Raw genomic sequence first — 13,171 nt, forward strand, 5'->3', positions numbered from 1 at the left:
GACAGCGGCGACTGGTTCAACGCCATCCACTGGAACTGCACCGACGGCAACGGCTTCGCCCGCGGACTGCCCCCCGCCCCCGACAACGCCCCCAAGTGGCCCCGCGCCACACCCCTGCTGACCGAGATCGGCGTGGGCTGCGCCCAGATCACCGGCGCCTCGGCCGCCTACCAGGACCTGCTGAGGATCCGCACCACGGAGCAGGCGTTCTCCCTCGACACGGCCGCACAGGTGCAGTCGGCCCTTTCCTTCCCGCTGTCCGGCAAGGACGAGACACCCGGCGTCATCACCATGCAACTCGACGACCTGGTCGTCGTCTTCAACGCCACGCCCGAGCGGCAGTCGCAGCGGGTGCCGGAGCTGGGCGGCAGCGCCTACCGCCTGCACCCGGTGCAGGCCGCCGGAGCGGACCGGGTGGTCCGGACGGCCACCTACACGAAGAGCACCGGCACCTTCGAGGTGCCGGGCCGTTCCGTGGCGGTCTTCGAGCGCTGACCGAACCGTCCCACGAGGTGCCCGTGCCGGTCGACCGGCACGGGCACCTTCATGTCCGGAGGCGGCGTCCCGGCCCGGGTGGGGGAGCGAAGCCCGGGTGGGGGAGCGTGGGGCGATCGCTTTCGGTCTCTTCCCGGCGGCTCCTCCTGATACCGCCATGCGTTCGTTCGTCGACGGCAATGGACCTGTCGACAGCAGGAGGACCAGCCACTTCATTCGTCGGTAACGTCACCCGACCCTGCGGTTCACCAGCCACATCGCGACGCCGCATGTGTGACCCGCCGTGTGCCCACGCCGCTGAACTGGCCCTTCACGGGGAGCCGGGCCGACCTCGGTCGTTGAAAGTCAGACCGCAATTCTCTGAAACTTGCCGCAAATCTTTTCATGCCTTCACGAGTCCTGCGTACGCTGAGCGCGTCCGTTCGGCAAGTGAAGGGAAACAGTGCGATGAAGCGGTTCGTGCGTTCAACTTTCATGGCCTTCGTGGTGGCTCTGGCCGTGCTGCCGTCCGGCACGGCGGCCCATGCCGCGCCCTCGGAGGACGCGGGGACCCTGTCCGCCGCGCCTGACTGCGTGACGTTCGGCGCCGACTGGCGGTACACGTTCGTCAGCAACGACTGCTCCGACACCCACACCGTGAAGGTCGTGTACCGCGACGGGACCGATGTCCCCTGCCGCCTGGCACCCCCACGAGCCCTGATCACCTTCCCGGGGTACGGAACCCAGGGCAACGAGGTTCTCGGCGTCGTCCTGTGCGACGCCGCCGACGGTGCCTGACGTCATCGGTGCGCGACGGACGCGAAGGGCGAGCGCTCCCGGCCGGGAGCGCTCGCCCTGTGGGTGGTACCGACGGTGCGTCCGGTCCGGCGGGCGTTCAGGACCTGCCGGACCGGACGCCGCCTCACTTGAGCCGGTAGGCGTGGATGACGGTCTGCGTGATGCTGTTGCCGGCCGAGTCACCGGCGGTGGTGCGCAGGGACACGAAGCCGGGACCGGCCGGGTGCCGCACGTGCGCGGTCCAGCCCTTGCCGGCGGGGGCCACCCGCGCGGACTGCCAGGTCCTGCCGTCGTCGTAGGAGATCTCGACCGCGGGCTTCTTCACCTTTCCGCCACCGGTGGAACCGGGCTGGTGGGCCACGGTGAACGGCACCGTGAACGCCTTGCCGCCGGGCGCGGCGTTGTCGGCGTCGAGGCGGGGGCTGAAGCCCAGCCTCAGCAGCGCCGGCCTGGTGTACCGGTCGGCGCGGGCCGAGGGGAAGGTCCACGCCACGTCGACCTGGGTCGACAGCTCACCGGAGGCGCGGGTACCGGACGCCTCCAGGCGGTAGGTCGCGGGGTCGGCGCCCATGGTGAACGACCCGAAGCCGGCGTACTTCTTCTCCTCGGAGAGTTCCCCGTCGCGGTAGAGCGCGGTCCGCGCAGTGGAGACCCGCGCGTCGCCGGGGTGCCCCGCCGCGTCACCGAACAGCGGTGTGCTGACGCTCAGTTGGTCTCCCAGTCGGCTCACCCCGGTGAACGCGTGGCTCTGCTGGAGGGACGGGCCGAACGGAGCGGTGTTCCACGGGTCGTCGTACGAGCGGCCAGCCCGGTAGCTGCGCTGGGGGGACTCCAGTACCGTTCCGTCGTTCAGCCACAGCGCGGAACTCCATTCGGGGCCCTCGGTGACGTACTCCACCCGCTCGCCGGGCACCGGGACCTGGAGGGCGTACCCCGAGACGATTCCGACGATCGGGTCGATGTACCGGAAGCCTCCCAGATCACCGCCGGCGGGGTTGCGGAAGTCCTGCCGCGTGGCGGCGAAGTCCCGCTGGATGTAGCTGCGCCGGAAACCGACGGGCAACCGGCCCTTGATCAACTCGCCGGAGGCGTACAGGTAGGGGCTGTTGCCGTAGGTGCCGTCGGTGCCGGGCTCCGCCCACTGGCCGCTGACCAGAGCGGAGAACTTGTCATCCGACACGGGGGAGCCGATCTGGCCGATGGAGATCCCGTCGAACGAGGTGCCCATGACGCCGAAGGTGGCGAGGGTCCCCTTGTCCGTGGCGAAGCTGTACCCGACGTTGGACTGGAACAGCGTGGCGCCCTTCCGGGGGAGGGTCGCGGTCACCTCGACCGGCTTGGCCTCGCGTGCGTCGACCGTGATCGACGTGTCCTTGTCGAGCACCAGTTCGGGCTGGGCGAGGACCGCGACACCGCCGTCGGTGAAGATGCGGCTGGAGAGACCGTAGCGGCCCTTGGGCAGCCGGACCGTGGCCGTGCCGTCCGGTTCCCAGACCGTCCTGTCGATGTCGGTGGCGAGGTTCACCAGCACGGTGTTGTGCTGGCCGGTCGGCTCACCGTTCGCGTCCAGATCGGTGACCTTGACGTCGTAGCTCTCCACCTCCCGGTGCACGCTGAACGGGGTGACCAGCTGGGTGTCCTGTCCGGTCGCCACGAGCCGTCCGGACCAGACACCGTCCGCGGCCTCGACACGGGTGTCGGCGGTGAGGGTGACCTCCGCCCGCCCGCCGGCCGGTACGGTGACCTGCCGCGCGCTCGCGGTGAACAGACCCGCCGGTGCGGTGGCGCCGTCCGGTCCGGTCACCTGCACGGCGAGGTCGAGGGTGACGTCGCCGTCGCCGTCGTTGGTGTAGGTCACCGTTCTGTCGACCGGTTTGTCGTCGGTGTGCGGCCACAGGGCCCGGCCGAAGGAGAGGCTCGACGCGTCGGTCGTCACGGTCTGGACGAGTGCGCGGGTCAGGTCCACCCGGCCGGCGCCCTGCTCGAACACCGACAGGCCGGAGGCGACCTTGGCGGAGGCGGTCAGCGCGGGCTTGAGCCTTCCCGCCCCCCAGTCCGGGTGCTGCTGCGCCAGGAGTGCCGCGGCGCCGGCCACGTGCGGGGTCGCCATCGACGTACCGCTGGCGCTGGTGTAGTGGTCGTCGACCGGGGTGCCCATCGTGGTGCCCTCGGCCCGCGCGGCGACGATGTCGACGCCGGGAGCGGTGAGGTCCGGCTTGACGGCGTCGTCGCCCAGCCGCGGTCCCCGGCTGGAGAAGGAGGCGAGCTTGTCGGACTTGTCGACCGCGCCGACGGTCAGCGCGGCGTCCGCGGTACCGGGCGAGTTGAGGGAGTACCTGCCGCTCCCGCTGTTGCCGGCGGCTATGACGAAGAGCGTGCCGGTCTGTTCGGTGAGGGTGTTGACGGCCTCCTCGAGCGGATCGAGGGCCGGGGCGTCACCGCCGCCGATGCTGATGTTGACGACGGTGGCCTTCTTCTCCACCGCGGCCCATTGCATGCCCGCGAGCAGCGCCGAATCCTCGCACCCCCGGTCCGGGCACACCTTGCCCGAGACCAGGGTGGCGTCGGGGGCGACCCCCTTGTACTTGCCGCCGGAGGCCGCGCCGCTGCCGGCGATGATGGAGGCCACGTGGGTGCCGTGCCCCACGATGTCCCGCGTCTCCGAGGACGTGGTGAAGTTCCTGGAGTCGGCCACCTTGCCCACCAGGTCGGGGTGGTTGGCGTCCACGCCGCCGTCCAGCACCGCGACCGTGACGCCCTTGCCGGTGTACCCGGCCTGCCAGGCGGCGGGTGCACCGATCTGCGACACGCTCTGGTCGAGGGCCAGTTCGCGTTTGCCGTCCAGCCAGATCCGGTCGACCCCGCTGCCGGAGTCCAGCCGGGCGGCGGAGCCGTCCGTGGGAGTCAGTGCCCGCCACACTTCCGTGGCCCGCCGCTTCGACACGGTGACGGCGGCTCCGCCGATCGCGGGCAGCTCGCGGGTGACCTCGGCGCCCACCTCCTCGAGCGTGGTCCGTGCGGTCGTACGGGTGGCGGCGGCGCGGTAACGGACCATCACCGGCAGGTCCGACCGGGCGGTGTCCTGGTAGCCGTACCGCAGCAGTGCGCTGATGTTGAACAGCCGGTCGTCCACCTTGCCGGAACGGATCAACGACTCGGCGTCCTCCGGGACGACGTGCAGATCCCCGTTGACGCGCTGGGTGAAGAAGCGCAGGTCCTCGCGGCCGGGGGCGGGCTGTATCGTCGCCCGCTGGTTCTGCCCCGTGGAGACGGTCACCCGGTCTCCGGTGAGCAGGGTCACGGTGACGTTCCGGGCCGTGCTCTGTCGGGTGCCGGTACCGAAGGCCGAAGGAGGGGACGTGTCGGGGCCGGCCCATCCTGGCTGGCCGAGACCCAGCACCAGGCCGGCCGCCATCAGGCCGGCGAGACTTCTACGCGACAAGCGCAACTCAACCTCCAGTGGAATTGCAGAGTGCAGGGGGGAGGGGCGCCGCATTGCTCTTCTCCGTGCATCTGAGCTTCGAGCGCATGCGGCGAAACCATTGGCCGAGGGGGACCGCGGCAATGGCCGTGACGGACAGTCGGGAACTCCTCGGAAGACATGACACGGCTGTCCCGTGCCGTGCATTGCCCGAGGGGATTTCGATGATGAAGTCGGTTGTGTTGCCGGGAAGTTATCCGGATTCGAAGCGTCGATGCAACCGTTGCGCAAGTTCTTTCTGAAATCGCTGAAACGTCAACGGTGCGGCCGCCTCACCCGTGCGGGACCGGACTCGGCGTCAATTCGACTGGTCGCGCTGGCGCATGTGCGACATGGCGCAGATGCGCTGTCCGAAGAGTCTTCTCATCGTGCCGGAACGATGAAACGGTGTCGTTGCCGGAGCAGTTGAGCGAAGAGTCGGGAGAAGCGAATTCCAGCGGAACGTGTCCTCCGATGCGACGACCATTGGTCATTCATGGGTCAATCGCCATTCGACTCCGTGTCGATTACGGAATGTGCGGGGGGATTTATCTGCTCTCGGCCGGCGTGCACCGGGCGCTCCGAGAACCACTGGATCCGACTCGCGTGCTGAACGGACAGCTTGACGCGGCGTACCGCGTACCGGTGGTGATCCCGCTCTGCCCGGCAGCGGCAAGACACTTCGGCGGAACCCGTGGATACGTGCCCGATGACATGCCAAGATGATGATCATGTTTCGGCCGGTTGGATTGAGCAAGTCCGAGGAGTCCGCCTACCTGTTGCTGCTTCGGCAGGGCGCCGCGGATCCGGACGAGCTGGTGACGTCCTTGCAACTCGATCCCGGCCATGTCCGGCGCATCGTCAAGGCGCTTCTGCGCAAGGGCTTCGTCCACCACACCCCTCCTCCGGAGGAACGCATCGTGCCCGTGGCGCCTGACATGGTTGTCGACCACCTGATCCGGCGGCGGCACGACGAACTGGAGGCTGTGCGGGCGGCGGCGCGGCTCCTGGCCGAGGAGGCTCGGAGCCGGAGCGGAACCCGGCAGGCCGGAGAGCTCATCGAGATCGTCTCCGGCGGCGCTGCGGTCGGTCAGGCCTTCGACCGGTTGCAGCGCACGGCGCAGCGCGAATTACGCGTGCTGGTCGCACCGCCCTACGCCGCGCCCAAGGCGGAGAACGAGGAGCAGTTGGCCCGGCTGCTGGCGGACGGCGTGGTGTGCCGTGCCGTGTACGGCACCCTGGCACTCGCCGACCCGGCGATCGCGGAGGGTGTCGCCGCCTGCGTTCGGGCGGGAGAGCAGGCACGCCTGGCCCACCGCATACCGATCAAACTCGCAGTCGCCGACGACTCCCTGGCGCTGTTGCCGCTGTCCTGGTCGGATGCCGCGCACCACACGGCGCTGCTGGTGCACCCCTGTGGTCTGCTCGACGCGCTGAGCGCGCTCTTCGAGGCTGTCTGGGACCATGCGGTCCCGCTGTCGCTCACTCCTGACGACCGGATACGTCCCGTATCCACCATCTCGGACGAGGACCGCTACCTGTTGTCGCTCCTTGTCGCCGGCCTGACGGACGAAGCGGCTGCGGCGCGCCTGGGCGTCAGCCGCCGAACCGTGGTGAGGCGAGTGACGCACATGATGGATCTCGCCGACGCCCGCTCGCGTCTGCAACTCGGATGGCAGGCATACGAACGCGGGTGGCTCTGAGCCGGTCCGGATCCTGGGACGGGGACCCGGCCACGGTCCCGATCGCTCCGATGTCCCCGAGAGCAGGGCCGTCCGAGGCGGGGATCACGCACACGCTGGTGGAGCCGCTGATCTCCGCGGCGGTGTAACGACGATCACTGCCGCCGGACGCCGACGGCGCATCGCCGACGCGGGCTGGCGGCCGTACACCTCCAACGGCAGCGCTGCCTCCGGCACGGTCGGCGAGCCCGTCGAACTGACCGCCGTCCCCTGCTACGCGTGGGCCAACCGCCAGGACGGCGCCATGCGCGTCTGGCTCCCCACGTGCTGACCCCCTCCCCCCGGCACCGCAGTATTCCGTCAGGATCACGAGGTCCTCGTGTGGAACACCTCGCTGTGTCTCCGGCACCACCGCCGTCGCCGTGGCTGCGCCCGGCTCCGCCGCCCGCGGAGGGCGTTCCGCTTCAGCCGCGTCCGAGGGCGGCGTGCGCTACGCCTGCGCCCCCCGCAGTTCAACGCGCCCTCGGAGCGGGGCAGGCCCGTCAAACAGTGTGGCGCCGAGGCAGGGGCTCAGGTCGGGCGTACCGCGCAGGGGCACCACCAGGCGGCAGGGCGTGGGCCGGGAACCGGCAGAAGGGCGGTCCCAGGTCTCTCGGGGGAGAGGTGACACTGCCCGGAGAAGCCCGTTGCCGCGTCTTGGACCGCCTCCGGGCCTCGGGGGTCCTCGCCGCTGACCACCGCGGTACAGGACCCGGGCCTCCTTCCGTGGGGCCTCCCCGCCCTGCCCGTCGATCACGGCGGACGGCGTCGGCGACCTCTTCGTGCAGCATGGCCGTCGTGGTTCACAGCTTTGACCGCCGGAGTGATTGACACCCCTGTCACGCCCACTTAACATCGCCGCATGTCTGATCAGGGGCGCATAAAAATGCAGACCAAGGGTGAGCCGACCTACGGTGCCGGCATCTGGCACTTCGCCACCTACGTGGACCGGTATGCAACGGACGGGTACGGCGAACCCCGTACGGTGCTCGACGCCATCAAGCTGGCAGGGAAGGTCGAGGACCTCTCCGTCGTCGACCTGAACTGGCCGTTCCCGCCGGGGGGCATCTCCACCGCGGAGGTGAAGGTGGCCCTCGCCGAGGAAGGGCTGCGCGCCATCGCGGTGACCCCCGAGTTCTACACCGGGAAGTTCGCCAAGGGCGGCTTCACCAACCCCGACCCCGCGATCCGGCGCGACGCCGTCGAGCTGGTCGCCGCGAGCGCCGAGGTGGGGCGTGAGCTGGGCGTCGACTACGTCAAGCTGTGGCCCGGCCAGGACGGATACGACTATCCGTTCCAGGCGGACTACACGGACCTGTGGGACAAGTCGGTCGACGCCGTACGGGAACTCGCCCAGCGTTTCCCCGACATGAGGTTCGCGATCGAGTACAAGCCCCGTGAGCCCCGCAACCGGATGGTGTTCTCGTCGGTCGCGCGCACCCTGCTGGCGATCGAGGACATGGGGGTCGACAACGTCGGGGTGCTCCTGGACTTCGGGCACTCCCTGTACGGCGGTGAGACGCCCGCCGAGGCCGCCCGCATGGCGATCAAGCGGGACAAGCTGTTCGCGATCGACGTGAACGACAACTTCCGCGGCTGGGACGACGACATGGTCGTCGGTTCGGTGCACCTGCTGGAGACCTTCGAGTTCTTCTTCGCTCTGCGGGACGCCGGCTGGGAGGGCGTCTGGCAGCTCGACCAGTTCCCCTTCCGGGAGGACCCGGTGGAGGCGGCCCGCACCGGTATCCGCACCATGCGGGCCTTCCATCACGCGCTGTCGTACCTCGACCGCGAGGAACTGGCCGCGGCGCAGGCCCGCCAGGACGCCCTCGCCGCCCAGCGGATCGCCAAGCGGGCCCTGTTCCGGGCCCTGGCCGAGAGCGAAACCGACTGAGCGCGCGGACGGGCCGCCGGCCCTCCACGTGACAGTGCCACGGGGATTCCCGCCCGTCGGGCCGCCGACGGGACCCGTCCCGCCCGGGCCGCGGCAGGCCGTGAGGCCCGCGCGAAGGCCGGCCACGGACCGCGAGAACGGTCCGCACACCGGACCACAGAACATCACCACCGGCCGCGAGCACGCGGTTCACGCAGGAACAAGAGGGTTGTCGTGACAACTGTCCAGGATGCGCATGACGGCTGGGACGCCGGACGCGGCCGATGGCTCACGCTCGGCCGCGGCAGCCTGATCGCGCTCGTGCTGCTGGTCGTGGCCGTCGCGGCCACGACCACGTACCGCTCGGCCGAGTCCTCCGACACCGCGGGGCCGGCGGCGTTCGACCCCGCGGCCTACGGGGCCGCCACCTATCCGAAGGTCGTGCGGGCCGTCGAGAAGCGCGCGGTCGACATCGTCACACTCCAGCGTGCGATCGCCGCGGACAGCGCCGCCGCGGGCGCCGAGTACGGCGTACGAGAGGGCACCGGCCCCTACAGCTACGCCGTCAAGCTCACGGGGACCGCGGGCGCGGTCAGCGGCGGCCTGCTCTCCGTCACCGTGCCGGATCTGGGGAAGACCCGGGTCGGCGTCCAGGTGGGGCCCGCCGTCAACGGCAGTGCGCTCCGCGACGCGGCCGGTTTCATCGAGTTCGGCCAGTTCACCAACCAGGTCGAGTACGCGGACGCGGGCACGGCGCTGAACGACCAGATGAAGCGCAAGGTGCTGGCAGGGCTGGACGTGGCCTCCCTGCGGGGCAGGCCGATCACCGTCGTGGGCGCGATGGCGCCGCTGACAGCCGACGTCCTGACCGTCACCCCGGTGTCCGTCGAGGCGGCGTCATGACGACGGCCGTCGTCGCGGAAGCGACTGCCGAGCCCGTGCTGCGGGCGGTCGAGGTCACCAAGGTCTACGGCGGCACGCATGCGCTGAAGGGGGTGTCCCTCGACATCGCCCCCGGTCGCGTCATGGTCCTGTTCGGGGAGAACGGAGCGGGCAAGTCGACGCTCATGAAGATCCTCAGCGCCGTCGAGTCGCCGACCACCGGGCTGGTCCAGCTAGACGGCTCGGTCGTCCGTTTCGGCAGTGCCCGGGACGCCGCAGACCGGGGCATCTCGATCATCCACCAGGAACTGAGCCTGTGCGCGAACCTCAGCATCGAGGACAACCTCTTCCTCGGGCGCGAACGCACCCGGCGGGCGGTCCTCGTCGACGCCGGGACGCAACGGGACCTCGCCCGGCAGGTGCTGCGGCGCCTGGACGGGACGATCGACCCGGCCACCCCGGTCGGCGAACTCCGTCTGGGACAGCAGCAACTGGTCGAGATAGCCCGGGCACTGCTGCAGAACGCCCGCGTGCTGATCATGGACGAGCCGACCTCGGCGCTCAGCGCACCGGAGGTCGAGGTTCTCTTCAAGGTCATCCGTGATCTGACGGCGCAGGGGGTCGCCGTCGTCTACATCTCGCACCATCTCGAAGAAGCCCTCGAGATCGCCGATGACGTGGCCGTGCTGCGTGACGGATCCATGGTGGCCACCGCCCGCGCGGGGGACGTGGACCTGGCCTGGGTGGTCCGGGCGATGGTGGGCCGCGAGCAGGAGGGGCTGTTCCCCGGCCGGGAGACGAAGGCCGGCGCGGTGGCGCTGGAGGCGGCCGGCCTGTCCGTCGCCGACCCCGCCAATCCGGACCGGCTCGCCGTCGACGACGTGTCCTTCAGCGTGCGCGCGGGGGAGACGGTCGGAATCTACGGTCTGATGGGCAGTGGCCGTACCGAACTGCTGGAGTGTCTGGCCGGACGGATCCCGGCCGTTTCGGGCACGGTGCGTCTGCACGGCAGCCCTTTGACCGGCAGGGTGCGCGAACGTATCCGGGCGGGTCTGGCGCTCGTGCCGGAGGACCGTCAGCGGGACGGCCTCGTGCAGACGATGACCGTGGGGCAGAACCTGTCGCTGGCCGCGCTGTCCCGTTTCGTCCGGCGGCTGATGGTCGATCGCCGTGCGGAGCGCTCCGGTGTCGGTTCCATGATCGGCGACGTGACGGTGAAAACGTCCGGTCCCGACGCTCCCATCGGTTCGTTGAGCGGCGGCAACCAGCAGAAGGTCGTCATCGGCAAGATGCTGATGACCGGCCCGCGGGTGCTGCTGCTCGACGAGCCGTCACGAGGAGTCGACGTCGGCGCGAAGGCGGACGTCTTCGCGCTGATGTCACGGCAGGCCGAACGCGGCCTGGCCGTTCTGTTCACCACGTCCGAGGCAGAAGAGGCGCTGCACATTCCCGACCGCCTCCTCGTCCTGGTGCGCGGCCGGCTGGTGGCCGACCTGCGCGCCGGCGAGGTGACCCGCGACCGGCTGATGAGTCTCGCCGACGGCGCCGAAACCACCGAAGAGGCAAGCGATGACTGACACTCCGACCGACGACCACGCGGCCATCGAGGCGCAGCGTCGCCGAGCCGCCGCCCAGGCCCGGCGGATGAGGACACTCGACTCGGTCTTCGAGTTGCGGGCCTTCATCGCTCTGGGCGTGCTCATCGTCGTCTTCAGCCTGCTGTCGGACTCCTTCCTCACCGCCGACAACATGATCACGATGACGAAGCACGTGGCCATCAACGCCGTCCTGGCGCTGGGCATGCTCCTCGTCATCCTGAAGGGCGGCATCGACCTGTCCGTGGGCTCCACCGTCGGGCTGTCCGGGGTCGTCGCCGGCGAACTGCTCAAAGGCGTCCGCATCGCCGACTTCGTCGCCTATCCGCAGGTGTGGGCGGTGGTGATCCTGTGCATGGCGACGGGGACCCTCGTCGGCCTGGTCAACGGCTTCCTGGTCACCAGGATGAACGTCGCCCCGTTCATCGCCACGCTCGGCATGATGTACGTGGCCCGTGGCGCCGCCCTGCTGATCTCCGACGGCTCGACGTACCCGGACCTCGCGGGCGACCCGAGCACGCACAACACCGGCTTCGGCTGGATCGGCTCCGGCCGCCCCCTCTGGCTGCCGGTCTCGGTGTGGATCATGATCGTTCTCGCCGCGGTGATCGCGGTCGTGCTGCGCTCGACACCGTACGGGCGCTGGCTGTACGCCACCGGCGGCAACGAGCGCGCCGCCGAGCTGACCGGCGTCCCCGTGCAGCGCGTGAAGATGACCGCCTACATGGTCTCGGGCGCGTTCGCCGCTCTGTCCGGGATCATCATCGCCTCGGAGCTCACGTCGGCGGCTCCCCAGGCCGGCGAAAGCTTCGAACTCAACGCCATCGCGGCCGTCGTCATCGGCGGCGCGGCCCTGACCGGAGGCCGCGGCAACGTCCGCGGCACCCTCGTGGGCGCGTTCGTCATCGGCTTCCTCGCCGACGGCCTGGTGATCCTGGGCGTCTCCACCTTCTGGCAGACGTTCATCAAGGGAGCCGTGATCATCGTCGCGGTCATCCTCGATCAGAGTCAGCAGCGCTTCAAGAAGCGCGGCGTCGCCGCCTCCGCGGCGGCCGCCGTCGAGCCGACCGGTGCCGAACCGGTCAAGGTCGGCTCCGGCGCCTGAACCGGATCCCCCCGTTTCGGCCGGCGGAACCGCCGGCCGACCCACCCCACGCTCCGCCCCACCCCCTCACCCCCTCCCGCACCACCCACCCACAGGAGGTCCGCATGTCCCCTCTCAGAGCATCCGCCTTCCGCGCGTCCGCCACCGCCCTGTTCTGCGCGCTGGCGCTGACGCTGTCCGCCTGCGGCTCGTCCGACGACTCGTCGGGTTCGGACGACCCCGAGCAGTCCGGCGGCGGCGCGAAGAGCAACCTGATCGCCATCATCACCCCCTCGGCGGACAACCCGTTCTTCAAGGCCGAGGCCGACGCCGCCCAGCAGAAGGCGGAGAGCCTGGGCTACAAGACGTCGGTGGCCTCGCACGACGACGACCCGAACAAGCAGAGCGAGCTGATCGACGCGGCCGTCTCCCGCAAGGCGGCTGCCATCATCCTCGACAACGCCGGTGCCGACGCCTCCATCGGAGCCGTCCAGAAGGCGACCGACGCCGGTGTGCCGGTGTTCCTCATCGACCGCGAGATCAACAAGACCGGCGTGGCCAAGGCACAGATCGTCTCGAACAACTCCCAGGGCGCCCAGGTCGCCGCCCAGGAGTTCGTGAAGGCGATGAAGGAGAAGGGCAGCTACGTCGAACTCACCGGCAAGGAGTCCGACACCAACGCGGGCGTCCGCTCCAAGGGGTACGCGGACGTCATCTCCCAGTACCCGGGCCTGAAGAAGGTGGCGCAGCAGACCGCGAACTGGGATCAGCAGGAGGCGTTCACCAAGATGGAGACCATCCTCCAGCGCAACCCGGACGTCCAGGGCGTGATCGCCGGCAACGACACCATGGCGCTCGGAGCGGTCGCGGCACTGAAGTCCGCGCGCAAGACCGGTGTCGTCGTGGTGGGCTTCGACGGCAGCCCGGACGCCATCGCGCAGATCAAGGCGGGGAACATGGCCGCCACCGCCCTCCAGCCGGCCGCTCTGGGCGCGCAGACGGCTGTGGCCCAGGCCGACAAGTACATCAAGACCGGCAAGACGGGTCAGCCGGAGAAGCAGACGATCGACTGCGTGCTCGTCACGAAGGACAACGCCGACAGCTTCCGCGATTTCGCCCAGATATCCTGACCCGTCTGCCGGGAGGGGGGGGGGGGGGGGGGCGCCCCCCCCCCCCCCCCCCCCCCCCCCCCCCCCCCGACCCCCCCCCCCCCCCCCCGCCCCCCCCCCAAAACCCCCCCAAAAAACCCCAAAAAAACCCCCCACCCCCCGCCCCCGAAAACAC

General features: G+C 70.0%; 10 protein-coding genes. 9 read left to right on the forward strand and 1 reads right to left on the reverse strand.

Features of this window, described 5'->3' with window-relative positions:
* Together ACIP5W_RS35435 and ACIP5W_RS35440 are read left to right on the forward strand one after the other, a co-directional pair.
* Positions 1-495: alpha-1,6-glucosidase domain-containing protein (locus ACIP5W_RS35435; RefSeq protein ID WP_401482156.1), on the forward strand; the 495-nt coding region annotated here is incomplete at its 5' end.
* Between the two features lie 459 nt (positions 496-954).
* On the forward strand, positions 955-1,272 hold the full coding sequence (locus tag ACIP5W_RS35440; RefSeq protein WP_401482158.1) for an alpha-amylase: 318 nt from the start codon (positions 955-957) through the stop codon (positions 1,270-1,272).
* Between the two features lie 124 nt (positions 1,273-1,396).
* Here ACIP5W_RS35440 and ACIP5W_RS35445 read toward each other — a convergent pair whose 3' ends face one another.
* Positions 1,397-4,714, reverse strand: a complete 3,318-nt coding sequence (locus tag ACIP5W_RS35445) for a S8 family serine peptidase (RefSeq protein WP_401482160.1) — start codon at positions 4,712-4,714, stop codon at positions 1,397-1,399.
* Positions 4,715-5,454: 740 nt separating this feature from the next.
* Here ACIP5W_RS35445 and ACIP5W_RS35450 point away from each other — a divergent pair.
* From ACIP5W_RS35450 to ACIP5W_RS35480, 7 genes are all read left to right on the forward strand, one after another.
* A complete protein-coding gene (locus ACIP5W_RS35450; RefSeq protein WP_401482162.1) occupies positions 5,455-6,435 on the forward strand; it encodes a TrmB family transcriptional regulator in 981 nt (326 codons plus the stop codon).
* Between the two features lie 235 nt (positions 6,436-6,670).
* On the forward strand, positions 6,671-6,745 hold the full coding sequence (locus ACIP5W_RS35455) for a hypothetical protein (RefSeq protein WP_401482172.1): 75 nt from the start codon (positions 6,671-6,673) through the stop codon (positions 6,743-6,745).
* A 594-nt stretch (positions 6,746-7,339) separates the two neighbouring features.
* On the forward strand, positions 7,340-8,347 hold the full coding sequence (locus tag ACIP5W_RS35460) for a TIM barrel protein (protein ID WP_401482164.1): 1,008 nt from the start codon (positions 7,340-7,342) through the stop codon (positions 8,345-8,347).
* A 213-nt stretch (positions 8,348-8,560) separates the two neighbouring features.
* Positions 8,561-9,229 carry a DUF2291 family protein gene (locus tag ACIP5W_RS35465; protein WP_401482166.1) on the forward strand — a complete coding sequence of 223 codons (669 nt, stop codon included), beginning with the start codon at positions 8,561-8,563 and terminating at the stop codon, positions 9,227-9,229.
* On the forward strand, positions 9,226-10,785 hold the full coding sequence (locus ACIP5W_RS35470) for a sugar ABC transporter ATP-binding protein (protein WP_401482168.1): 1,560 nt from the start codon (positions 9,226-9,228) through the stop codon (positions 10,783-10,785). The genes ACIP5W_RS35465 and ACIP5W_RS35470 overlap by 4 nt, the downstream gene beginning before the upstream one ends.
* Complete coding sequence (locus ACIP5W_RS35475) at positions 10,778-11,908, forward strand: ABC transporter permease (RefSeq protein WP_401482169.1); 1,131 nt, start codon at positions 10,778-10,780, stop codon at positions 11,906-11,908. The genes ACIP5W_RS35470 and ACIP5W_RS35475 overlap by 8 nt, the downstream gene beginning before the upstream one ends.
* Positions 11,909-12,012: 104 nt before the next feature.
* Positions 12,013-13,017: a D-ribose ABC transporter substrate-binding protein gene (locus ACIP5W_RS35480; RefSeq protein ID WP_401482171.1), complete on the forward strand. Its 1,005-nt coding sequence runs from the start codon at positions 12,013-12,015 to the stop codon at positions 13,015-13,017.
* Positions 13,018-13,171 lie beyond the last annotated feature (154 nt).

Source organism: Streptomyces sp. NPDC088766, from assembly GCF_044750845.1.
GTDB lineage: Bacteria > Actinomycetota > Actinomycetes > Streptomycetales > Streptomycetaceae > Streptomyces.

Excerpts from the sequence above, each read along its gene's own strand:
- ACIP5W_RS35450 (WP_401482162.1), top strand. The coding sequence starts at position 5,455 with ATGATGATCATGTTTCGGCCGGTTGGATTGAGCAAGTCCGAGGAGTCC.
- ACIP5W_RS35460 (WP_401482164.1), top strand. The coding sequence starts at position 7,340 with ATGCAGACCAAGGGTGAGCCGACCTACGGTGCCGGCATCTGGCACTTC.
- ACIP5W_RS35470 (WP_401482168.1), top strand. The coding sequence starts at position 9,226 with ATGACGACGGCCGTCGTCGCGGAAGCGACTGCCGAGCCCGTGCTGCGG.
- ACIP5W_RS35475 (WP_401482169.1), top strand. The coding sequence starts at position 10,778 with ATGACTGACACTCCGACCGACGACCACGCGGCCATCGAGGCGCAGCGT.
- ACIP5W_RS35480 (WP_401482171.1), top strand. The coding sequence starts at position 12,013 with ATGTCCCCTCTCAGAGCATCCGCCTTCCGCGCGTCCGCCACCGCCCTG.